The following is a 23713-nucleotide window of genomic DNA, read 5'->3' on the forward strand; positions in this document are numbered from 1 at the left end:
ATAGTGTACAATATATACTATCGTTTCAAACCTAAAAACATTACACTATCCATATCACTTGCATATTATGCAATTGAAGTGAACATCTGATTGAAATACTCAGGTGCGATGTAAGCCTACAATCTAGGTGAAACCTAGATAGCAACCAAATGTCATTTCCTTTAATGTAAAATGACGTACTCCACGAGAGGGTGGCGTAAAATTCTTTTACGCTACTAATTCCGGTTGATCCCGCCGGAGGCCACTGCTATTGGGATTCGACTAAGCCATGCGAGTCTATGGTTTCGGCCATGGCGGACGGCTCATTAACACGTGGTTAACATACCCTCAGGTGGGGGATAACCTTGGGAAACTGAGGATAATACCCCATAGAAAAAGCAGTCTGGAACGATTCTTTTTCGAAAGCATATGCGCCTGAGGATTGGACTGCGCTCGATTAGGTAGTTGGTGGGGTAATGGCCCACCAAGCCTACGATCGGTACGGGCCTTGAGAGAGGAAGCCCGGAGATGGGGACTGAGACACGGCCCCAGGCCCTACGGGGCGCAGCAGGCGCGAAACCTCCGCAATGCACGAAAGTGCGACGGGGGGATCCCAAGTGCTCATGCACAGCATGGGCTTTTATCAAGTGTAAACAGCTTGAGGAATAAGGGCTGGGCAAGTTCGGTGCCAGCAGCCGCGGTAACACCGACGGCCCGAGTGGTGGCCACTTTTATTGGGCCTAAAGCGTCCGTAGCCGGTCCAGTAAGTCCTTGTTTAAATCCTGCGGCTTAACCGCAGGACTGGCAGGGATACTGCTGGACTTGGGACCGGGAGAGGACAAGGGTACTTCAGGGGTAGCGGTGAAATGTGTTGATCCTTGAAGGACCACCTATGGCGAAGGCACTTGTCTGGAACGGGTCCGACGGTGAGGGACGAAAGCCAGGGGCGCGAACCGGATTAGATACCCGGGTAGTCCTGGCCGTAAACTTTGCGAACTAGGTGTTAGGTGGGCCCCGTGCCCATCTAGTGCCGAAGGGAAGCCGTTAAGTTCGCCGCCTGGGGAGTACGGTCGCAAGACTGAAACTTAAAGGAATTGGCGGGGGAGCACCACAACGGGTGGAGCCTGCGGTTTAATTGGATTCAACGCCGGGCATCTCACCAGGAGCGACAGCATGATGACGGCCAGGTTGACGACCTTGCCTGAAGCGCTGAGAGGTGGTGCATGGCCATCGTCAGCTCGTACCGCGAGGCGTCCTGTTAAGTCAGGTAACGAGCGAGACCCGTGCCCTATGTTGCTACTTTTTCCTCAGGGAGAAAGGCACTCATAGGGGACCGCTGGCGCTAAGTCAGAGGAAGGAGCGGGCAACGATAGGTCCGCATGCCCCGAATCTCCTGGGCTACACGCGGGCTACAATGGCTAGGACAATGGGCCGCAACCCTGAAAAGGGACGCAAATCTCCTAAACCTAGTCGTAGTTCGGATCGTGGGCTGTAACTCGCCCACGTGAAGCTGGAATCCGTAGTAATCGCAGTTCATAATACTGCGGTGAATGTGTCCCTGCTCCTTGCACACACCGCCCGTCACACCACCCGAGTTGGGTTGAAGTGAGGCCTTGGCCTTTGGCTAGGGTCGAACTTGGGCTCAGCGAGGGGGGTGAAGTCGTAACAAGGTAGCCGTAGGGGAACCTGCGGCTGGATCACCTCCTAAAAAAAGAACAATGGTTGCTACTAGGCACTAAAAGATTGTAGGCTATTAGTTGCTCAGTCCACAATACCGAGTATTATGGACCGAGGACCGGATTTTTAGTGAAGGTCGTGCATAAGCCTCCGTATCTGGTGTTATCCAGATGCCTAGATTTATCTATTACCCTATCTGGGGAATGGCTTGGCTTGGAACGCCGATGAAGGACGTGGTAAGCTGCGATAAGCTCAGGCGAGACGCATACAGTCATTGAACCTGAGATTTCCGAATGGGACTTCCTACTTTGTAATCCGTTAAGGATTGGGAACGCGGGGGATTGAAGCATCTTAGTACCCGCAGGAAGAGAAATCAATAGAGATTCCGTTATTAGAGGCGATTGAACGCGGATCAGAGCAAACTGAATCCCTTCGGGGAGATGTGGTGTTATAGGGCCTTCTTTTCGCCTGTTGAGAAAAGCTGAAGTTGACTGGAACGTCACACTATAGAGGGTGAAAGTCCCGTAAGCGTAATCGATTCAGGTTTGAAGTGTCCCTGAGTACCGTGCGTTGGATATCGCGCGGGAATTTGGGAGGCATCAACTTCCAACTCTAAATACGTTCCAAGACCGATAGTGTACTAGTACCGCGAGGGAAAGCTGAAAAGCACCTTTAATCGGGTGTGAAAAGAGCCTGAAACCAGATAGGTATGGTATGACACGGCCCCAAAGGCAACTATACTGAAGGAAACCGTCGCAAGACGGCTGTACGAAGTATAGAGCCAGGGTTGTGTCGTCCGTTTCGAAAAACGGGCCGGGGAGTATATTGTTGTGGCGAGCTTAAGATCTTCACGATCGTAGGCGTAGGGAAACCAACAAGTCCGCAAAATCTTGAGGGACGGGGTCTTAAGGGCCCGGAGTCACAGCAATATGACCCGAAACCGGGCGATCTAGGCCGGGGCAAGGTGAAGTCCCTCAACTGAGGGATGGAGGCCTGCAGAGTTGTTGCCGTTCGAAGCACTCTTCTGACCTCGGTCTAGGGGTGAAAGGCCAATCGAGCCCGGAGATAGCTGGTTCCCTCCGAAGTGACTCTCAGGTCAGCCGGAGTTTAGATAGTCGGCAAGGTAGAGCACTGATAAGGTGGTTAGGGGAAGAAATTCCTCGCTGTTTTGTCAAACTCCGAACTTGTCGTCGTCGCATGCTCCGAGTGAGGGCATACGGGTAAGCTGTATGTCCGAGACGGGAATAACCGAGACTTGGGTTAAGGCCCCTAAGTGCCGATTAAGTGTGAACACGAAGGGCGTCCTTGGTCTAAGACAGCAGGGAGGTTGGCTTAGAAGCAGCCATCCTTTAACGAGTGCGTAACAGCTCACCTGTCGAGATCAAGGGCCCCGAAAATGGACGGGGCTAAATCGGCCGCCGAGACCCAAGGGCACCGAAAGGTGATCCTGTAGGGGGGCGTTCTGCGAGGGCAGAAGTTCGGCTGTGAAGTCGAGTGGACCTCGTAGAAATGAAGATCCCGGTAGTAGTAACAGCATAAGTGGGGTGAGAATCCCCACCGCCGAAGGGGCAAGGGTTCCACAGCAATGTTTTTCAGCTGTGGGTAAGCCGGTCCTAACTCTCGAGTTAACTTCTTTGAGAGGAAAGGGAAACAGGTTAATATTCCTGTGCCATCTAAATACGCGTGGCAACACTAGGTTAGTTTCCGACGCTTCTGGGTAGGCTGAGTGTTCTTGTCTGGGCATTCAAGCTTATAAGTCCGGGGAGAGTTGTAATAACGAGAACCGGATGAAAGAGTGATGAGCTCTCCGTTAGGAGGGTTCGGCCGATCTCTGGAGCCCGTGAAAAGGGAACTAACAAGGATTTTAGATGTCCGTACCCAGAACCGACACTGGTGCCCCTAGGTGAGTATCCTAAGGCGTAGCGGATGAATCTAGTCGAGGGAAGTCGGCAAATTGGCTCCGTAACTTCGGGAGAAGGAGTGCCAGTGATCTTGTTTATATATGGGATCGCTGGTCGCAGTGACCAGGGAGGTCCGACTGTTTAATACAAACATAGGTCTTAGCGAGCCTGAAAAGGTGTGTACTAAGGCCGACGCCTGCCCAGTGCTGGTACGTGAACCCCGGTTTCAACCGGGCGAAGCGCCAGTAAACGGCGGGGGTAACTATAACCCTCTTAAGGTAGCGAAATTCCTTGTCGGGCAAGTTCCGACCTGCATGAATGGCGTAACGAGACCTCCACTGTCCCCGACTAGAATCCGGTGAACCTACCATTCCGGCGCAAAGGCCGGAGACTTCCAGTGGGAAGCGAAGACCCCGTGGAGCTTTACTGCAGCCTGTCGTTGGGGCATGGTTGTGAGTGTACAGTGTAGGTGGGAGCCATCGAAACCTTTTCGCCAGGAAAGGTGGAGGCGACCCTGGGACACCACCCTCTCATGACCATGTTCCTTACCCTTTTAGGGGACACCGGTAGGTGGGCAGTTTGGCTGGGGCGGTACCCTCCTAAAAATGCATCAGGAGGGCCCAAAGGTTGGCTCAAGCGGGTCAGGACTCCGCTGTTGAGTGTAAGGGCAAAAGCCAGCCTGACTTTGTTGCCAACAAAACGCAACGAAGAGGCGAAAGCCGGGCCTAACGAACCCCTGTGCCTCACTGATGGGGGCCAGGGATGACAAAAAAGCTACCCCGGGGATAACAGAGTTGTCGCGGGCAAGAGCCCATATCGACCCCGCGGCTTGCTACCTCGATGTCGGTTTTTCCCATCCTGGGTCTGCAGCAGGACCCAAGGGTGGGGCTGTTCGCCCATTAAAGGGGATCATGAGCTGGGTTTAGACCGTCGTGAGACAGGTTGGTTGCTATCTGCTGGATGTGTTGGCTGTCTGAGGGAAAGGTGGCTCTAGTACGAGAGGAACGGGCCGTCGGCGCCTCTAGTCGATCGGTTGTCTGACAAGGCATTGCCGAGCAGCCACGCGCCAAGAGATAAGAGCTGAAAGCATCTAAGCTCGAAATTCATCCTGAAAATAGACAGCCGTTTCCTTCGGGAACGAGAACATCTGTAGAAGACAGGTTTGATAGGCTAGGGGTGTACGCATCAAGGTTTTCCGAGATGTTCAGCCCGCTAGTACTAATAGTTCAAGAGATAAATTGGCATCTGGACACTTAAAGATACGGGGGCAATAGATGCACTTTTAATTTAAACTTTGATATAACGGTCATAGCGGAGGAGTTACATCCGATCCCATCCCGATCTCGGAAATTAAGCCCTCCTGCGATTCATTAAGTACTGCCATCTGGTGGGAACAATGTGACGCTGTTAGTCACTTTTTATTTTAGGCATATTAATTTGTATATTTAGATTAAAGGATATTTTATTGGATTTCCCTTTTTAAATTAATTTTTTTTATATACTATCGTTTCAAACCTAAAAACATTACACTATCCATATCACTTGCATATTATGCAATTGAAGTGAACATCTGATTGAAATACTCAGGTGCGATGTAAGCCTACAATCTAGGTGAAACCTAGATAGCAACCAAATGTCATTTCCTTTAATGTAAAATGACGTACTCCACGAGAGGGTGGCGTAAAATTCTTTTACGCTACTAATTCCGGTTGATCCCGCCGGAGGCCACTGCTATTGGGATTCGACTAAGCCATGCGAGTCTATGGTTTCGGCCATGGCGGACGGCTCATTAACACGTGGTTAACATACCCTCAGGTGGGGGATAACCTTGGGAAACTGAGGATAATACCCCATAGAAAAAGCAGTCTGGAACGATTCTTTTTCGAAAGCATATGCGCCTGAGGATTGGACTGCGCTCGATTAGGTAGTTGGTGGGGTAATGGCCCACCAAGCCTACGATCGGTACGGGCCTTGAGAGAGGAAGCCCGGAGATGGGGACTGAGACACGGCCCCAGGCCCTACGGGGCGCAGCAGGCGCGAAACCTCCGCAATGCACGAAAGTGCGACGGGGGGATCCCAAGTGCTCATGCACAGCATGGGCTTTTATCAAGTGTAAACAGCTTGAGGAATAAGGGCTGGGCAAGTTCGGTGCCAGCAGCCGCGGTAACACCGACGGCCCGAGTGGTGGCCACTTTTATTGGGCCTAAAGCGTCCGTAGCCGGTCCAGTAAGTCCTTGTTTAAATCCTGCGGCTTAACCGCAGGACTGGCAGGGATACTGCTGGACTTGGGACCGGGAGAGGACAAGGGTACTTCAGGGGTAGCGGTGAAATGTGTTGATCCTTGAAGGACCACCTATGGCGAAGGCACTTGTCTGGAACGGGTCCGACGGTGAGGGACGAAAGCCAGGGGCGCGAACCGGATTAGATACCCGGGTAGTCCTGGCCGTAAACTTTGCGAACTAGGTGTTAGGTGGGCCCCGTGCCCATCTAGTGCCGAAGGGAAGCCGTTAAGTTCGCCGCCTGGGGAGTACGGTCGCAAGACTGAAACTTAAAGGAATTGGCGGGGGAGCACCACAACGGGTGGAGCCTGCGGTTTAATTGGATTCAACGCCGGGCATCTCACCAGGAGCGACAGCATGATGACGGCCAGGTTGACGACCTTGCCTGAAGCGCTGAGAGGTGGTGCATGGCCATCGTCAGCTCGTACCGCGAGGCGTCCTGTTAAGTCAGGTAACGAGCGAGACCCGTGCCCTATGTTGCTACTTTTTCCTCAGGGAGAAAGGCACTCATAGGGGACCGCTGGCGCTAAGTCAGAGGAAGGAGCGGGCAACGATAGGTCCGCATGCCCCGAATCTCCTGGGCTACACGCGGGCTACAATGGCTAGGACAATGGGCCGCAACCCTGAAAAGGGACGCAAATCTCCTAAACCTAGTCGTAGTTCGGATCGTGGGCTGTAACTCGCCCACGTGAAGCTGGAATCCGTAGTAATCGCAGTTCATAATACTGCGGTGAATGTGTCCCTGCTCCTTGCACACACCGCCCGTCACACCACCCGAGTTGGGTTGAAGTGAGGCCTTGGCCTTTGGCTAGGGTCGAACTTGGGCTCAGCGAGGGGGGTGAAGTCGTAACAAGGTAGCCGTAGGGGAACCTGCGGCTGGATCACCTCCTAAAAAAAGAACAATGGTTGCTACTAGGCACTAAAAGATTGTAGGCTATTAGTTGCTCAGTCCACAATACCGAGTATTATGGACCGAGGACCGGATTTTTAGTGAAGGTCGTGCATAAGCCTCCGTATCTGGTGTTATCCAGATGCCTAGATTTATCTATTACCCTATCTGGGGAATGGCTTGGCTTGGAACGCCGATGAAGGACGTGGTAAGCTGCGATAAGCTCAGGCGAGACGCATACAGTCATTGAACCTGAGATTTCCGAATGGGACTTCCTACTTTGTAATCCGTTAAGGATTGGGAACGCGGGGGATTGAAGCATCTTAGTACCCGCAGGAAGAGAAATCAATAGAGATTCCGTTATTAGAGGCGATTGAACGCGGATCAGAGCAAACTGAATCCCTTCGGGGAGATGTGGTGTTATAGGGCCTTCTTTTCGCCTGTTGAGAAAAGCTGAAGTTGACTGGAACGTCACACTATAGAGGGTGAAAGTCCCGTAAGCGTAATCGATTCAGGTTTGAAGTGTCCCTGAGTACCGTGCGTTGGATATCGCGCGGGAATTTGGGAGGCATCAACTTCCAACTCTAAATACGTTCCAAGACCGATAGTGTACTAGTACCGCGAGGGAAAGCTGAAAAGCACCTTTAATCGGGTGTGAAAAGAGCCTGAAACCAGATAGGTATGGTATGACACGGCCCCAAAGGCAACTATACTGAAGGAAACCGTCGCAAGACGGCTGTACGAAGTATAGAGCCAGGGTTGTGTCGTCCGTTTCGAAAAACGGGCCGGGGAGTATATTGTTGTGGCGAGCTTAAGATCTTCACGATCGTAGGCGTAGGGAAACCAACAAGTCCGCAAAATCTTGAGGGACGGGGTCTTAAGGGCCCGGAGTCACAGCAATATGACCCGAAACCGGGCGATCTAGGCCGGGGCAAGGTGAAGTCCCTCAACTGAGGGATGGAGGCCTGCAGAGTTGTTGCCGTTCGAAGCACTCTTCTGACCTCGGTCTAGGGGTGAAAGGCCAATCGAGCCCGGAGATAGCTGGTTCCCTCCGAAGTGACTCTCAGGTCAGCCGGAGTTTAGATAGTCGGCAAGGTAGAGCACTGATAAGGTGGTTAGGGGAAGAAATTCCTCGCTGTTTTGTCAAACTCCGAACTTGTCGTCGTCGCATGCTCCGAGTGAGGGCATACGGGTAAGCTGTATGTCCGAGACGGGAATAACCGAGACTTGGGTTAAGGCCCCTAAGTGCCGATTAAGTGTGAACACGAAGGGCGTCCTTGGTCTAAGACAGCAGGGAGGTTGGCTTAGAAGCAGCCATCCTTTAACGAGTGCGTAACAGCTCACCTGTCGAGATCAAGGGCCCCGAAAATGGACGGGGCTAAATCGGCCGCCGAGACCCAAGGGCACCGAAAGGTGATCCTGTAGGGGGGCGTTCTGCGAGGGCAGAAGTTCGGCTGTGAAGTCGAGTGGACCTCGTAGAAATGAAGATCCCGGTAGTAGTAACAGCATAAGTGGGGTGAGAATCCCCACCGCCGAAGGGGCAAGGGTTCCACAGCAATGTTTTTCAGCTGTGGGTAAGCCGGTCCTAACTCTCGAGTTAACTTCTTTGAGAGGAAAGGGAAACAGGTTAATATTCCTGTGCCATCTAAATACGCGTGGCAACACTAGGTTAGTTTCCGACGCTTCTGGGTAGGCTGAGTGTTCTTGTCTGGGCATTCAAGCTTATAAGTCCGGGGAGAGTTGTAATAACGAGAACCGGATGAAAGAGTGATGAGCTCTCCGTTAGGAGGGTTCGGCCGATCTCTGGAGCCCGTGAAAAGGGAACTAACAAGGATTTTAGATGTCCGTACCCAGAACCGACACTGGTGCCCCTAGGTGAGTATCCTAAGGCGTAGCGGATGAATCTAGTCGAGGGAAGTCGGCAAATTGGCTCCGTAACTTCGGGAGAAGGAGTGCCAGTGATCTTGTTTATATATGGGATCGCTGGTCGCAGTGACCAGGGAGGTCCGACTGTTTAATACAAACATAGGTCTTAGCGAGCCTGAAAAGGTGTGTACTAAGGCCGACGCCTGCCCAGTGCTGGTACGTGAACCCCGGTTTCAACCGGGCGAAGCGCCAGTAAACGGCGGGGGTAACTATAACCCTCTTAAGGTAGCGAAATTCCTTGTCGGGCAAGTTCCGACCTGCATGAATGGCGTAACGAGACCTCCACTGTCCCCGACTAGAATCCGGTGAACCTACCATTCCGGCGCAAAGGCCGGAGACTTCCAGTGGGAAGCGAAGACCCCGTGGAGCTTTACTGCAGCCTGTCGTTGGGGCATGGTTGTGAGTGTACAGTGTAGGTGGGAGCCATCGAAACCTTTTCGCCAGGAAAGGTGGAGGCGACCCTGGGACACCACCCTCTCATGACCATGTTCCTTACCCTTTTAGGGGACACCGGTAGGTGGGCAGTTTGGCTGGGGCGGTACCCTCCTAAAAATGCATCAGGAGGGCCCAAAGGTTGGCTCAAGCGGGTCAGGACTCCGCTGTTGAGTGTAAGGGCAAAAGCCAGCCTGACTTTGTTGCCAACAAAACGCAACGAAGAGGCGAAAGCCGGGCCTAACGAACCCCTGTGCCTCACTGATGGGGGCCAGGGATGACAAAAAAGCTACCCCGGGGATAACAGAGTTGTCGCGGGCAAGAGCCCATATCGACCCCGCGGCTTGCTACCTCGATGTCGGTTTTTCCCATCCTGGGTCTGCAGCAGGACCCAAGGGTGGGGCTGTTCGCCCATTAAAGGGGATCATGAGCTGGGTTTAGACCGTCGTGAGACAGGTTGGTTGCTATCTGCTGGATGTGTTGGCTGTCTGAGGGAAAGGTGGCTCTAGTACGAGAGGAACGGGCCGTCGGCGCCTCTAGTCGATCGGTTGTCTGACAAGGCATTGCCGAGCAGCCACGCGCCAAGAGATAAGAGCTGAAAGCATCTAAGCTCGAAATTCATCCTGAAAATAGACAGCCGTTTCCTTCGGGAACGAGAACATCTGTAGAAGACAGGTTTGATAGGCTAGGGGTGTACGCATCAAGGTTTTCCGAGATGTTCAGCCCGCTAGTACTAATAGTTCAAGAGATAAATTGGCATCTGGACACTTAAAGATACGGGGGCAATAGATGCACTTTTAATTTAAACTTTGATATAACGGTCATAGCGGAGGAGTTACATCCGATCCCATCCCGATCTCGGAAATTAAGCCCTCCTGCGATTCATTAAGTACTGCCATCTGGTGGGAACAATGTGACGCTGTTAGTCACTTTTTATTTTAGGCATATTAATTTGTATATTTAGATTAAAGGATATTTTAAACTATCAAAAAAATTTAAAATTAAAATCTTACAGGAATATTATTTTTTTCAACTTCTTTTTTTAAGTCATTAACAGTACATTCTCTATAGTGTAAAATGCTTGCCATTAATGCAGCATCAGCTTTTCCTTCAGTAAATGCATCGACAACGTGGTTTGCATTTCCACAACCTCCGCTTGCAATTATTGGAAGTTTTGTATTTTCAGAAATTGCTTTCGTCAATACTAAATCGTACCCATCTTTTGTACCATCTGCATCCATACTAGTTAAAAGAATTTCTCCAGCACCTAAATATTCAACCTTTTTAGCCCATTCTATTGCATCAATACCCGTTCCTTCTCTTCCACCATAGATATAGACTTCAAACCAGCAGGACCCAAGTTTTGTTTCAAAGATGTTCTTATCCTTCAAATTTGCATCCTGAGAATCTGTTATATACTTTCTTTTTACATCCATTGCAACAACAACACACTGCGTCCCAAAAATTTCAGAAGCTTCTTTTATCAATTCTGGAGTTTTTACTGCTGATGTATTTATTGAAATTTTATCAGCGCCAGCTCTCAATATTTTTCTAAAGTCATCAACTGTTTTTATGCCTCCACCAACAGTTAATGGAATGAATACTTGTTCAGCAGTTCTTTTTACAACGTCAATAATAATGTCTCTTTTTTCAAAAGATGCGGTAATATCCAAAAATACAAGTTCGTCAGCACCCTGCTCGTTGTAAATTTTAGATAGCTCAACCGGATCTCCTGCATCTCTTAACTCTACAAAATTTGTTCCCTTAACAACTCTACCTTCTTTGATATCAAGGCAGGGAATGATTCTTTTAGTAAGCATAAATTCACCAAAAAAGTAATAAATTGATTTTTTAAAATTCGTCTTCTTCAACATCCTGTCTTTTAGATGTCATATCTTTTAATTCTTTTGCTACTTTTAAAGCCCTAACTGCGGCAAGGTCTTTTTTGATGTAGACTTCAGCAAGATCTTCTGCTAAATAACTTAATTCCTTACTGAATTTTGATTTCATCTGAACTGCAGGAACGTTTTCCATCCACTGGTTTTCCACTTTTTTATCGTATGGCAATATTGCAATAATGTCATCAAGTGCTTCGTCGAAATCAACAGTATCTTTGAATTTGTTTACAATAACACCAATACAATCGATATCTATTGCGTAAAGAAGCTCTTTTGTTTTCATGGTATTTGCAATTCCAGGGATACTGTCTTCTGCAACAACAATCATCTTATTTACTACTTTTTCTTCTAAATTCAAAGAAGAAAATAAAAGATTTCCTTCAGTAATGTTTGGAGGAAGGTCTAATAACACGATATCATAGTTATCATTTAAAACCCTGATTAATTCGAGCATTCTTTTTTGATTAATTTCTGTATTGAATGAATTGGGTGTTGAATCTGCAACAATCACAGAAAGATCGTCAAACTGATGTATTATATCTGTTAAAGCGCTTGCTCCAGAAAGGTAAGAATTTAACGTATGGGGGCTATCTTCAAATCCAAATAACAGGGCCCCACAACCAGCGTAAATATCGCAATCCACGTAAACAGTTTTGGTTTTATCACTCAGGTAATACCCAATATTTGCAGCAATGGTCGTTTTTCCAGTTCCGCCTTGTATGTTGTAAAATCCCAATCTCATACTACCACTTCCTAGTTACTAAGTGAAATTGTATCTGGTGCTTTTGCTATAATCAACTTTCCAGTTGCATCGTATAACTCGGTTGAGGTACCTGTTACACGAGTTATATTTTCTTTATAAATCGTTATTTTTGCGTTTTCGTCTGCATTTACGTATACAGTATCATTTTTAATATATATTCTGCTGGTTTTATAGTTTTCAGCCCATTTTGCGTATTCTTCAAATGAACAAATCCAAGTATTATTGTCATTCAAATCATATAGTGTATTAGTACTGTATTCATAAACGTCTGCAACGTAAATTCCGTATTCTTCATTTTGTGGTTCGATGTAGATTTCATCAATAAAATGCATTCCATTTATTTCGTTGTTATTTAATCCAGGAATTTTAATAACCGCAATTCCGTCGATCTTATCGTATCCGATATAATCAGGAATAACCACGTAGTCGATTCCTTCAAGGTTCAATTTCCAAGTAATATTCTTATTGTATTTATTGAATACCGCATCCAATAAATCGTCATCACTCGAGAATAATAAAAGGCCGTTTGCACCACCAGTCATTGCATAAGCGTAATTTTTAACGTACCAATGTTCAAAGTATTCGTATCTATCGTTAAAGTCTATTTCTTCGCTCATACTTGCAAAATCGCCACTGACTGACCAGTAATCGCGGGTAACTGTTTCATCGTCGTTCCAGTAGTCTTCACCATCGTAGTGGTAATAACTGTTTTCAGAACCTGCACCTTCATTCCAGTATCCGAGGCTTTCAGAACCCGTATATGAAATTGTATCTGGATAGTATCCTCCGGTTGGGTCATCTTGGAATGTTTCGGGAGCTTTATCCATATATATTAATGGATAATAACTCATTGCAAGTAAATCTTGAGTATTTGGGTAATTTTCGTAATTATTATATTTTATGTGGGAATAATAATCAGAATAGTGTTTTTTAAACCAATAGCTGTTTAAAAGGCTTTCTTTTTCATCGTCCGTTATGGAACTGTCTTTTATTATATCAATATTTTCAGAACCTGTTGTAATATAGGTGGTTCCAATTCCAAGAATTTCAGAAGCAGCCTTAACACCTGCTAGCTTTCTATTAATTGTATCTTCATCCCGCACTTCAACGGTTATTTTTCGATCTGCAACAGAAATTGAACTTTCCCCGTTATCATCAGGAATAATATTTTGTACAACAATTCCATTAATCACAACAGAATCGTAATTTGAAGGAACTTTATTGATATATGCAAAAGTTTCACCCTGAAGTGCCACATATTTTCCAATAAAATCAACAATGTCCTGATTTTCAAGGTCGATATTGTATGGAATAAATAATTTTCCAGGTTTAATTTCGTAGTATCCATCATCAATGATTTTTGAACTGATTGATGCTTCATATACTATTGTTGTATCTTTTTCAGCCGCATCGTTTGAATTAATGTAAAGGTATGCACCATTTTCGTCTCTGTAAACATAACTTGCAGGAATAACTTCCGAATTTGAATTTACAAACGTAGAATTTCCAAAATCTGGAATACTACTAACGATATTTTTTGACTTAACAAGCCCCAGGTATTCTAAAAATGCCTCTGTTTTTGGAGTCATTGCAAAATCGTTTCCGGTATATATTACCACAATATTATCCGAATTCAAATAGTAATCAAGCTTTTCTGTATCTTGTATGTTTGAAATATCAACATAAGTAATTGGTACTGTCGAAGTCCACTTGTAAGGTATTGCGTTTACGACCCCCAATAACATAAATGACACAATAATCAAGCCAAAAAATTTCAGCTTCATCAAATCACCGCAGTATTGTTAATAACAATTACGTATTATGTTTCCCGTTATTAATATAATTTCACTACTCGAACCTACATAAACAAGTACACAAAAATTATTTTAAAACCCATTTACTAATTTTATCTAAAAATAATAGCTCCCTATACAAATTACTAATAAAAACCGAATAATTTATTCTTTTTAGGGGTATTATGCAAAAAAAACTAATTTTTGTCCTGATTTTATTATTTACTGTTTCTGTAAATTATGCAGAAGATGATGAAGGAATTTCAATTTACAAAATATGGAGTGTCGGGGACAATCCTGACTCTTCTGAAATATACATAGACCCGAGTACGCCTGTAATCTATGTGGGATTAGTAAATAATGATCCTTACCAAAGAAACGTAAGGGTAACGGCAAGCTATGAAGAAAACGATTTTGAATCAGCAATACTGCCACTTTCACCAAACACCCACTATGAAAAAATCGTTGAAATCAGGCTTGAATTTGACGAAGTCGGTGAACATGACGTGGATATTAGCTTAATCGATGAAAATGGAAAAGAAGTCGATTCTGAACAAATAACTGTAAACGTGGTAAGTCCAATAGATGTAAAAAACGTAACCTGTCAGGATAGTTATGTTTCCGATTCAAACAAAAATCTTGAAGTTGTAAACAGCAACTGGTTTACTGTAACTCTTGAAAGTAATTATCGAGCGCAGACTGACTACGAAGTTAAAACTTGGATAAGTGTAGTTTCTACAGATTATGATGGCGACACAAACGAAGATATTGAAAATGAAGATATCTACTACAATGGAAAAGATGATTTAAAAGTAGTTTATGTGTCCTACCGCTCAGAAAAAGAAGTCTCTTTTAATATTCCAGAAATAACTGCGGATAACGATGAATTTAAAATACAGGTTCACACCGAAATCATGGGTCTTCACGATTATACAAATGATCTAGAAGAAACTGAAATGGTAAAAGACACTGGAATTATTTCTTACAATTACAAAAAAACTGCCAAAACATACCAATTCCCGATTCATGTGGCAAGTTATTCGCTATTTAACAATATTAATGGAAGCAATTCTGAAATGGTAAATGATTACTACCAATCTTCAAAAATTTACGATAAAACTATTGAAAACGCTTTAAATGCTAAATTTGAAAGCAAAAACGTTCTTCCAAGGGCCTATGTTGAAGATGATCCATATCTCTCATTTTTAAAAGTTAATCTTGAAAATAGGTATGACGATGATCAAACTGCTACTGTAATAATTGAAAGCTCCAGTGGATGCCTATCCAAAAAAACAATCAAAATAGATGAAAATGATGTAGATACATTATATATTCCATTTATTTCAAGATTGGTCGATGACGGGGAATTTAACATAATTGTGTATTCAAATAAATATTACCTCTATAATTCTGAAGAAGATGTAGATATTGATCCAGAAATTGTTTCCCCAGTTCAGATTTACAATATTTCTTACCCGGTAGACAGCTCGGCAGCTTTAGCGTCAAGTAATTCGGGATGCGTTTTTGTTGGAAAAAACTATACAATGAATGTAACTTTGAAAAATAATTATAACCGGACTTTAACTGGAAAACTTTATGTTGGGGATCACTACGACGAAGATAATAGTTATGAAAGCGGAGTTTTTGAAACAACGGAACCAATAACTTTCAAACTTTCACCAAAAGAAAAAAATACGTATTCAATAGATTTAAAATTCAACCGGGAAGTAAATGGATTGATCGAAGTAGTTGTTGACACAAATGGAGCTGCAGTTGACGAAGATGATGATATTGCAGGATACAGTACAATGGTTCATTTTGATGCGTACAATATCTTGGATATAAGAAAAGTATGGTATAACAACACAATTCTTCCAAAAATTGCGACAATAAATGAAAACGGCGGTTTATTCTTAAACTATCCTCTTGCAGGTTTTAATAATTCATGCGCGGTTTCATTCGAAAGTATGGTTTCAGATGATATAACTTACAAAATGTGGGTCGAAGTTTACGATTCAAATGGAAATTTAAAAGCAACTTCTGATAAAAAGAATGTTTTGGTAAAAGCAAAAAGTACAAGCGGTAACTTAAAAACTGCAGATTTTGATATATTCTTTGAAGAAGGATTTATTGGATATACTCTCTTTCATGCAGTTCCATTAAATGACTTTGAAGATGTAGATATATTTTATACGGAAGGTTCTGGAACAGTTTCAAAGGATATAAATCCTTTAACACCTGTTGGAAGGTATTCAAGTATAGATCTATTAAGTTCAATACCAACGAGTACTAACAAAGTTACCGAAGTTGTAGCGCCAATAAAAATAGATGATATGGTATACACTGAAAATAACTTAAATGTGGTTATTTCTTCAGGCCTTTCAAGTATCTATCCTGTTAATCTAACGTATTTTTACAGAATTACTATTTCAAACGATAATAAAATTATATATAAAAGTCCAATATATAAGGACATAATTCATTCTACAGAATCAAAACCTCTTAAAATTAAGCTGGGTGATGTTGATGGGGAAACCTACGATATAGTCTTTGAAGTTGAAATTCCCGATTTTGCAATGGAATCTGGAACATATCATTCAATGATACTTAAAAAATATTTAACCATAGCCAATAATCAAGAAATTATTACACAAGAAGAAAATAGTGAACCTGAAACTTACGTGGAACCAAAAACCGAGGTAGAAAATACTGGGGAAAATTCAGATTTAGAAAATCAATCCGCTACTGAAGAAGAAAATAGGGGCATTATTGGAAATATTTTGGATACGGTAAGTTCCATCGCGTCTAATATTCCCATTATAAGAAACTTTGTATATTAAAAAAATTAATACTGGGTATAAAGATTATATTGGCTAATAGTATTAATATAATCAACGTTATCAATTAGGGTATTGTTCCTATAATCCCCATATGGCGAATAATATTGGTAAACGTTATGTAATTTTAATTAATTTTTAACTTTCGAGGTGTCTTTTTTGGGATCAGAAGACATGATATTTATAAATCCAACGATAATTAGGTCTCTGAACAAGAGCAAACTAAGAAAAAAAATTGTTTATTTCTTATATGATATACACCCTCACGGAACTTACCTTTCAGAACTTTCTCGTAGAGTAAAATCTGACCCTAGCAACGTTTTAGGATGTTTGAAAGGGATGGGAAATCGATATAATGGTAGTTCATCATTGATTGAACTTGGATTAGTCAACTGCGACGGGAAAGAAGGCATGAAGATATATCAAATGACAACTTATGGGAAGACCGTAGTAGAATATCTTAAAGACTACGATTCTGCCGATAACTGGTGAAATCATGGCTTTTAATATAGATGGTTCGGGCAATAAATCCGGGGTGAGGTCAAATATGCTTTCTGAGAATAATATTTTAAAATATGGTTCAAACTTTAGCAAAGCTAACGCAAGTAGTCTAAATAATAAAATAAATTCTTTAAATTACACTGTAGAATATATAAATAATGAATTAATGGGAATATTTTTTAGACAGGGTCTTAAATTTGGAATATTCAAAGCTGTTGAAGATTTCAGGCCGACGATTTCAGAATTAATAACAATTTTAGGATATCCAAATGAAGAATTCGTGGAAAAATACATAAAAACCGCTGTTAGTTTAAATTTACTCAACTTAAACGAAGAAGAACGATTGGAATTAAATTCTGATTTTATTTATTCCTCGATACACCCGGAATATGATAAAATTATTTCAGATCACGTTTCAAAGTACGATTTCATGTCAGGTCTGGTCCAGTATGCATTTATTGGCTATGATCACCCAGAAATTCTCTTAAACTTTAAAAAAGATGCAGATATCTGGGATATGATGTTAAATACAAAATACATGAAGATTTGCAGGGAAGTGATTTCTGAATACTTGGATATAAAAAATGGAGACACTATTCTTGAAGTTGGTTGCGGTTCACGTTCCCCTCTTTATTTTGCATCCAAGGTGGCCCCAAATGGCGAATATGTTGGTGTAGATATTTCAAAAAAACTCATAAGGGTTGCAAAAGGGCGATTGAAGAGAAGTGGAATCGAATGTGCAAAATTGAAAGCACTGGATTTTTCTGAAACAATTGCAAAAAACAAGCACGATTACGTGTTATGCATCCACACACTAAGTTACGCAGATTCTTTGAAATTATTCCTCAAAAAAATGACGGGCTCCTTACGAAAAGGAGGTAAACTCGTGATAATGGAGGAATTTTTTACTGAAAATATAAATACTAATGCAGAACTCTTTGAATTTTACAATCACCTAAATAAATACTTTAAAAATTACGTCTCCAAAACAGAAATTTTAAAAGAACTCGAGTTAATTGGAATTGATTACAAATATGAATTACTTGGAGATAACTGTATCGTAGTCGAAAGGATTTAATAATTAAACTGCCTTATTATTTTTCGTTTATTTTTTTAAAAAAAGGTGGTTAAATGAAGGTTACGGTATATGGTGCAGGAAACCAAAATCTGTACGTTAACCAGTTAAATTTACCTGGAACCTATGGTGGTGTTCCTCCATACGGTGGAAGCAGGATGGCTATTGAATTTGCCAAAGCTGGCCACGATGTTATTTTAGCGGAAGTTAACAAATCAAACTTAACTGACGAACAGTGGAAAGTCGTCGAAGAAGCTGGAGTTAAGGTAGTAACCGATGACGCAGAAGCTGCAAAAGAAGCGGAAATTGCAATATTTTTTACACCATTTGGTAAAAAAACTGTAGAAATTGCTAAAACTATTTTACCACACCTTCCACAAAACGCAATCATTGCAAATACGTGTACTGTTTCTCCGGTTATTTTATACACAATGTTGGAAGTTGAATTAAGAACTAAAAGAAAAGATATCGGTATTACATCAATGCACCCTGCAGCAGTTCCTGGAACTCCTCAGCACGGACATTATGTTATCAGTTCAAAAGCAACAAATGGAACAGAATACGCTTCAGATGAACAGATTGAAAAATGTGTTAAACTCACTGAAAGCATTGAAAAAACCCCGTACCTCGTTCCAGCAGACGTATCTGCAACAGTATCGGATATGGGTTCTCTTTTAACTGCAGTTACCCTTGCAGGAGTATTGGATTATTATTCCGTTGGAACAAAAGTAATCAAAGCTCCAAAGAAAATGGTGGAACAGCAGATTTTAATGACACTGCAGACAATGGCATCACTTGTTGAATCTTCCGGTGTAGATGGTCTTGTAAAAGCATTAAATCCAGAATTGCTCAGCAAAACCGCATCATCAATGCATTTACTCGATCAACAAAAAGATTTAGATGCAGCACTTGAAATATTGACTCATTTAGACGGGGAATTAGAAAAAGCTTCAACAGTTGCTGAAATAAAACCAACGACTCTTGTTGCAGCACAGTCTTTAGTAAAAGAGCTTGAAACATTAATCGGCGGTGCAGCTGCTAACGGAGCTATTAAAAGAAGTACTAAAAAACTCTTCCAATAATGGGATAATAATGGTAAAAGAACTTAAAATAGTGGTAATGGGTTCAGAAGATGTGGGTAAAACCACGTTAATGGAAAATTTAATTAAAAATGTGGGTAAAGTGGAACACAATGGTACAACTGTGGCGATAGACTATGGTAGAATTGAAATGGATGATAAAAAATTCCATTTCTTTGGAACTCCTGGTCAGGAAAGATTTGGTTTCATGAGGGAAATTGCGGTTGAGGGGGCAGATTATGCTCTTTTAGTTCTTGATGCCACCGTTGGTTTAAGGAAAGTGGATAATGATATTATTAATCTGTTATCTACTAAGAACATCCCGTTTTCAGTATTTATAAATAAAATGGACATTTGCAACGAATCAAATGCAGTTGAAATAATAAATAATTTGAACGGTTTTATAGAAAGTTCAAATATTGTTACAGGATCGATCTACCGAAAAGAAGGTTTATCAGAAATAATGGATCAATTGAAAATAATCTAAGTGGGGTAATAGTTATGATTGATAGAATTCTTGCAGATTTGAGTAAAACTGAGGGAATAAAAGGTTCAATGGTTGTAGGAAAAGATGGTCTTGTTATCGCATCACAAATTCCTTCAAACCTCGATAGCGAACTTATCGGTGCAATGGCTTCTGCAGCATTTGGTTCTGCGGAAAGAACTGCATCAGAAATCGCTCAAGGGCCACTCGAACAGATGATGGTTGAAGCAGAATTTGGTAAAACTTTAATGACTGATGCAGGAGAAGGAATTTTAGTTGTACTGTCTGATTCAAAAGTTAATCTTGGTTTAATCAGAATATCAATGAAAAAAGCAACAGAAAAAATTAAAACTGCATTTTAAGGTATTAAACAGTTTAATTGTTTAGGACCTTACTATTTGAAATAATTAATAACATTTAAATATTTAGGTACCCATAATAGATACGGGGATATGGATTTTAAATGTTTTCGGCAGTGGTGGGGGTAAACTCGACATCTCACGACTGTATTCATACACACTTTTTTTATTTTTTTAAAAGAAATTTAATATTTCATAGATTTCGTTTTCGCTTATTTTGTGAATGTCCATTTTTTTTATCTCCAAAACAACGCCTTTTCGTAAGATTCTCTCATATAATGGACACATTGTGAGGATCGATTTTCCATTGTTCAATTTAACAGATTTATCGATATTTTTAGCGATTTCTTTTGGATTTTCGTAACTTAAAAATACTGAAACTCCGTTCGAATCCTTAAAATATGCATTTTCCATGTTTTCTTTGACAATATTTGAAAATTTTATACATAATTCGTAAGACTTTTTTGAAATCAGTGTTTCTTCTATCATTTTCCCGTAAATATCGGGCATTTTGTAGGTTTTTAAAAGGTTTTTAACATCTTCTTTTAGATGTTTATCTTTTAAATTTTCATTAATTTTTTTAGAAAATCCTAAAAATCCGCCGTATTCGCAATTTATAATTTTTGGTGACCCTGTTGAACAAACAATTATATCTCCATACCCACAATCTCCACCAATTTTTCCAGAAACATCTTCTATAAACAAACAATCGTTTTCACTGCATACTTTTGCAATTTCTTTTAATGGCTGTTCTGCAAGGTATCCTGCAAGTGACGTTAAGAAGAGAGATTTTGCACCACATTCTTTAATTTTTTCATCTAGAATTTCTAAGTTAACTACTCCAAGATCCGTTTTTAGTGTTTCAACAGTTAATCCTGATAATTTAGAATATGTTTCAAAACCTTTCCATCCGCCCATGTCGGGAATTAATGTTTTTGAATTTGGATTTAATTTTGACACGATTTCTGATGCAATATGAATTGCAGAATTTCCTGAGGGGAGTATTTGGATTTCTTTTTCTGAATATAAACGATCATTTATTATCATTTTTAATTCATCGAGATTTCCAGAAGTTTTAATTTGTGATTCGATGCAGGGTTTTCTGTGCGGGATAATCATCTGTTCACCAGAATATTTTTTCTTTTAATTTCCTTAATTTAATTTTTAAAAGAATAATGACATTGTATATATATTAGTTTTTCTAATAGTATCTACTTATAAGAATAAACGTATAATAATAGTGATACCATGGACCCAAAAATCAGTTATTTTCAAACATTTTTATTTGCGGCAAAGACTAAAAGCTTTTCTAAAGCTGCGAAAAAATTGGGAGTCACCCAAGGAACTGTAAGCAACCATATATCTGTTTTAGAGAAATTCTTTGATGCACAGCTTTTTTTGAGGACTCCTGAAGGAGTTGATTTAACTACTGAAGGAAACATCCTCTATGAAAATGCAGAAAAGTTGCTTGAAAATATATCTAATGCAAAACAGCAGATGAGAATTCTGCACGAACATCCTGAAGGCTTAATTCGGATTGCTGCAAGTACTACCCCTGGAGAACATCTACTACCAAGTATAATTAAAGACTATACTAAAGTTTATCGAGATGTGTCTTTTCAGATTCAAATTACGGATTCTGAAAAATGTTTCAAGCTTTTAGAAGACAGGGCAGTTGACATAATTGCAGTTGGAAATATTTATGATGGATCATACGAAAGCGAAGTAATCGGAAAAGATAGGCTCGTACTCGTAGTTCCTCCAGAACATGAACTTGCGAAAAAAGGAGTCGCAAAACTTTCAGATATATTAAAAGAAGATTACATCGATAGAGAAGTTGGATCCGGTACAAGAGAGATATTTGTAGACGCACTTCAAGATAAAGGCTATTCAATGATGGATTTACACACGATAATGAGCCTTGGAAGCAATTCTTCGATAATTACTGCAGTTTCAGAAGGATACGGTATATCAATTATTTCAGAAATCCCTGCAAAAAAAGCGGCAGATGCAGGACAGCTAAAAATAGTGCCTATTGAGGATTTAGATCTTACTCGATACATGTATCTTGTAAAGGGTAAAAAACCAAGAAACCCAAGTGCAATAAAATCATTCTGGGACTTTGTGTCAGGAAAATAATTTTGAATCACTTAAAAAACCATATATATTTTTTGTATAATAATTCATATGAATTAAAAATCACTGGTGAGTGAATGTTCAGGGCTACATGTAATACAAGAGATTTTAAAAAAGTTATAAATGCAACCAGCAATTTAGTAGATGAAATTTGTTTTGAAGTGGACGAAAACGGGATCAAGGCAAGCGCAATGGACCCGTCGCACGTGGCGTTAGTGAGCATGGAAATGCCAAAAGACGTTTTTGAAGAATATGAAGGCGATATTCAAGATATCGGAATTGATTTAGAAGCACTTAAAAAAATCATTGCAAGAGGAAGGGGCGACGAAAAATTAATCCTGGATCTTGATGTAGAAAAAAATAAATTAAATATTACTTTTAAAAGCAACGTTACAAGGAAGTTTTCAATCGCGTTATACGATGTTTCATCAAGTAATTTAAAAGTTCCGGACATCGAATATCCAAACAGCGTTTCAATCAAAGCGGGTGCATTTGTTGAAGCATTAAAAGATGCAGAACTTGTAAATGACCACATAACCTTGAAAATCGATGAAAATAAATTTGTAATTTATTCAAAAGGCGATTTAAACCAGAGTGAAACCGTATTTGACAACAGCATTGACGATGACGACAACGCTCTTGCAGACTTTAACATGGGTGAAGCTTCAAGAAGTACTTTCAATTTAGCTTATTTAAAAGATTTAACAAAATCAACCGCTGCAGAAGATCTTTTAAAAATATATCTTGGTTCTGATATGCCTGTAAAAATCGAGTACGAAGTAAGCGGTTCAAAACTTGTATTCTTACTTGCACCAAGAATTGAATCCTAAATTTATTTTTTTTAGAATAATAACGTGAAAAACATGTATAAGAAAATAAGGGATGCATTTTTCAACGAATTTTTTAAAGAAGGACTAAATGATCTTCCGGAAAATTTTTACAAAGATGCCCGAAACTATCTCGAGACAATCGATGATAAAATTAAATTTGAAAGGGTAAAATACTACTTAAATAATCTTTTAAGTTTTAGAATTTATAAGGTAAACTGTTTAAAAGAAAGCCCAAATAAGTTCACGCCCGATGAAAAACGGGTCGTAGCTTTTATCGAAGAAACGTGCTGTGGATCTGGAAATGAAGATTACATTTCAAAAATAGATGAATCCGATAAAAAAAAAGCCAAATTTTCAGCTAATTTAGATAAACCGGAAGAAAAAACCGATAAGTGTCAAATACCAAAACATATAAATACTGAAAGTGATATTGATATTGTAAGAGTCATCACTAAGTTCCCCTGCTTTACAGATGGGAATTTACAGTATGTTTTACACAAAAATGACGTTATCTCTTTGGATAGGAAATTTTCAAAGATTTTAGAGAAACACAATATTATCAAACGGGTGAACATTCATGAAGATGAAAAAAAAGATAAACAGATATTGCCCATACTGTAAAAAGCACACCGCACACACAGTAGAACGAGCTAAAAAAAGAAAAGCTAGCGAATTGAAATGGGGTCAAAGACAGTTTAGACGAGTTACTGCAGGATACGGAGGGTACCCAAGACCTTTACCTGGAGGAGCTAAACCAATTAAAAAATTGGATTTAAGATACAAATGTTCCGAATGCGGAAAAATGCACACAAGAAGCAACGGCGGCTTCAGAGCAAGAATGTTTGAATTAACAGAATAATTAAGAAAAACGGTGA

Annotated in this window: 14 protein-coding genes and 6 rRNA genes; 16 read left to right on the forward strand and 4 right to left on the reverse strand. The window is 41.2% G+C overall.

Annotated features, from left to right (window positions below):
* Positions 1–218: 218 nt before the first annotated feature.
* The 6 genes from MMJJ_RS05460 to rrf (MMJJ_RS05485) all read left to right on the forward strand — a co-directional run bounded on the left by MMJJ_RS05460 (position 219) and on the right by rrf (MMJJ_RS05485) (position 10011).
* Positions 219–1685: ribosomal RNA gene (locus MMJJ_RS05460) — 16S ribosomal RNA — on the forward strand.
* Positions 1686–1831: 146 nt separating this feature from the next.
* A 23S ribosomal RNA gene (locus tag MMJJ_RS05465) occupies positions 1832–4799 on the forward strand.
* Between the two features lie 56 nt (positions 4800–4855).
* Positions 4856–4970: ribosomal RNA gene (gene rrf, locus MMJJ_RS05470) — 5S ribosomal RNA — on the forward strand.
* A gap of 289 nt (positions 4971–5259) precedes the next feature.
* Positions 5260–6726 (forward strand): 16S ribosomal RNA (locus MMJJ_RS05475).
* A gap of 146 nt (positions 6727–6872) precedes the next feature.
* Positions 6873–9840 (forward strand): 23S ribosomal RNA (locus MMJJ_RS05480).
* 56 nt (positions 9841–9896) lie between these two features.
* Positions 9897–10011, forward strand: a 5S ribosomal RNA gene (rrf, locus tag MMJJ_RS05485).
* Together the 16S, 23S and 5S rRNA genes form the textbook arrangement of a ribosomal RNA operon.
* Positions 10012–10084: 73 nt before the next feature.
* Here the strand turns inward: rrf (MMJJ_RS05485) and hisF are convergent.
* Genes hisF through MMJJ_RS05500 form a run of 3 tightly spaced genes read right to left on the reverse strand, consistent with a single transcriptional unit; the run spans position 10085 to position 13528 of the window.
* On the reverse strand, positions 10085–10903 hold the full coding sequence (hisF, locus tag MMJJ_RS05490; RefSeq protein WP_104838004.1) for an imidazole glycerol phosphate synthase subunit HisF: 819 nt from the start codon (positions 10901–10903) through the stop codon (positions 10085–10087).
* Between the two features lie 31 nt (positions 10904–10934).
* Positions 10935–11723, reverse strand: coding sequence for a MinD/ParA family ATP-binding protein (locus tag MMJJ_RS05495; RefSeq protein WP_011171665.1), 789 nt, complete (start codon positions 11721–11723; stop codon positions 10935–10937).
* An 11-nt stretch (positions 11724–11734) separates the two neighbouring features.
* Positions 11735–13528, reverse strand: a complete 1794-nt coding sequence (locus tag MMJJ_RS05500) for a hypothetical protein (protein ID WP_104838005.1) — start codon at positions 13526–13528, stop codon at positions 11735–11737.
* A gap of 194 nt (positions 13529–13722) precedes the next feature.
* On the opposite strand from MMJJ_RS05500, the gene MMJJ_RS05505 reads away from it, so the two are divergent.
* From MMJJ_RS05505 to MMJJ_RS05530, 6 genes are all read left to right on the forward strand, one after another.
* The gene (locus tag MMJJ_RS05505) at positions 13723–16377 is read left to right on the forward strand and encodes a hypothetical protein (RefSeq protein ID WP_104838006.1); all 2655 of its coding nucleotides are present in this window, start codon (positions 13723–13725) and stop codon (positions 16375–16377) included.
* Positions 16378–16548: 171 nt separating this feature from the next.
* The gene (locus MMJJ_RS05510) at positions 16549–16866 is read left to right on the forward strand and encodes a helix-turn-helix domain-containing protein (RefSeq protein ID WP_048064150.1); all 318 of its coding nucleotides are present in this window, start codon (positions 16549–16551) and stop codon (positions 16864–16866) included.
* 4 nt (positions 16867–16870) lie between these two features.
* Complete coding sequence (locus MMJJ_RS05515) at positions 16871–17953, forward strand: class I SAM-dependent methyltransferase (RefSeq protein ID WP_104838007.1); 1083 nt, start codon at positions 16871–16873, stop codon at positions 17951–17953.
* A gap of 53 nt (positions 17954–18006) precedes the next feature.
* Positions 18007–19032, forward strand: coding sequence for a H(2)-dependent methylenetetrahydromethanopterin dehydrogenase-related protein (locus MMJJ_RS05520; protein WP_104838008.1), 1026 nt, complete (start codon positions 18007–18009; stop codon positions 19030–19032).
* 10 nt (positions 19033–19042) lie between these two features.
* Positions 19043–19516, forward strand: coding sequence for a GTP-binding protein (locus MMJJ_RS05525; protein WP_104838009.1), 474 nt, complete (start codon positions 19043–19045; stop codon positions 19514–19516).
* Positions 19517–19530: 14 nt separating this feature from the next.
* The gene (locus MMJJ_RS05530; RefSeq protein ID WP_011171658.1) at positions 19531–19875 is read left to right on the forward strand and encodes a roadblock/LC7 domain-containing protein; all 345 of its coding nucleotides are present in this window, start codon (positions 19531–19533) and stop codon (positions 19873–19875) included.
* A gap of 171 nt (positions 19876–20046) precedes the next feature.
* Here the strand turns inward: MMJJ_RS05530 and MMJJ_RS05535 are convergent, their stop codons facing one another.
* Entirely contained in the window at positions 20047–20991 is a 945-nt protein-coding gene (locus MMJJ_RS05535) for a PLP-dependent aminotransferase family protein (protein ID WP_104838010.1), read from the reverse strand.
* A gap of 129 nt (positions 20992–21120) precedes the next feature.
* Here MMJJ_RS05535 and MMJJ_RS05540 point away from each other — a divergent pair, with 129 nt between their 5' ends.
* The 4 genes from MMJJ_RS05540 (at position 21121) to MMJJ_RS05555 (ending at position 23697) form a co-directional block, all read left to right on the forward strand.
* Entirely contained in the window at positions 21121–22011 is an 891-nt protein-coding gene (locus tag MMJJ_RS05540) for a selenium metabolism-associated LysR family transcriptional regulator (protein WP_104838011.1), read from the forward strand.
* 74 nt (positions 22012–22085) lie between these two features.
* Entirely contained in the window at positions 22086–22838 is a 753-nt protein-coding gene (locus tag MMJJ_RS05545; protein WP_011171655.1) for a DNA polymerase sliding clamp, read from the forward strand.
* A gap of 33 nt (positions 22839–22871) precedes the next feature.
* Positions 22872–23459 (forward strand): hypothetical protein, encoded by a 588-nt coding sequence (locus MMJJ_RS05550; RefSeq protein ID WP_104838012.1) that lies wholly within the window; start codon positions 22872–22874, stop codon positions 23457–23459.
* A complete protein-coding gene (locus MMJJ_RS05555) occupies positions 23416–23697 on the forward strand; it encodes a 50S ribosomal protein L44e (protein WP_011171653.1) in 282 nt (93 codons plus the stop codon). The genes MMJJ_RS05550 and MMJJ_RS05555 overlap by 44 nt, the downstream gene beginning before the upstream one ends.
* The last annotated feature ends 16 nt before the right edge of the window (positions 23698–23713 follow it).

Source organism: Methanococcus maripaludis (genome assembly GCF_002945325.1).
GTDB lineage: Archaea > AGJL01 > Methanococci > Methanococcales > Methanococcaceae > Methanococcus > Methanococcus maripaludis.

What these genes read in the sequence shown, in the direction of transcription:
- hisF (WP_104838004.1), bottom strand. Translation starts at nt 10,903, where the DNA reads ATGCTTACTAAAAGAATCATTCCCTGCCTTGATATCAAAGAAGGTAGA.
- MMJJ_RS05495 (WP_011171665.1), bottom strand. Translation starts at nt 11,723, where the DNA reads ATGAGATTGGGATTTTACAACATACAAGGCGGAACTGGAAAAACGACC.
- MMJJ_RS05500 (WP_104838005.1), bottom strand. Translation starts at nt 13,528, where the DNA reads ATGAAGCTGAAATTTTTTGGCTTGATTATTGTGTCATTTATGTTATTG.
- MMJJ_RS05505 (WP_104838006.1), top strand. Translation starts at nt 13,723, where the DNA reads ATGCAAAAAAAACTAATTTTTGTCCTGATTTTATTATTTACTGTTTCT.
- MMJJ_RS05510 (WP_048064150.1), top strand. Translation starts at nt 16,549, where the DNA reads ATGATATTTATAAATCCAACGATAATTAGGTCTCTGAACAAGAGCAAA.
- MMJJ_RS05515 (WP_104838007.1), top strand. Translation starts at nt 16,871, where the DNA reads ATGGCTTTTAATATAGATGGTTCGGGCAATAAATCCGGGGTGAGGTCA.
- MMJJ_RS05520 (WP_104838008.1), top strand. Translation starts at nt 18,007, where the DNA reads ATGAAGGTTACGGTATATGGTGCAGGAAACCAAAATCTGTACGTTAAC.
- MMJJ_RS05525 (WP_104838009.1), top strand. Translation starts at nt 19,043, where the DNA reads ATGGTAAAAGAACTTAAAATAGTGGTAATGGGTTCAGAAGATGTGGGT.
- MMJJ_RS05530 (WP_011171658.1), top strand. Translation starts at nt 19,531, where the DNA reads ATGATTGATAGAATTCTTGCAGATTTGAGTAAAACTGAGGGAATAAAA.
- MMJJ_RS05535 (WP_104838010.1), bottom strand. Translation starts at nt 20,991, where the DNA reads ATGATTATCCCGCACAGAAAACCCTGCATCGAATCACAAATTAAAACT.
- MMJJ_RS05540 (WP_104838011.1), top strand. Translation starts at nt 21,121, where the DNA reads ATGGACCCAAAAATCAGTTATTTTCAAACATTTTTATTTGCGGCAAAG.
- MMJJ_RS05545 (WP_011171655.1), top strand. Translation starts at nt 22,086, where the DNA reads ATGTTCAGGGCTACATGTAATACAAGAGATTTTAAAAAAGTTATAAAT.
- MMJJ_RS05550 (WP_104838012.1), top strand. Translation starts at nt 22,872, where the DNA reads ATGTATAAGAAAATAAGGGATGCATTTTTCAACGAATTTTTTAAAGAA.
- MMJJ_RS05555 (WP_011171653.1), top strand. Translation starts at nt 23,416, where the DNA reads ATGAAGATGAAAAAAAAGATAAACAGATATTGCCCATACTGTAAAAAG.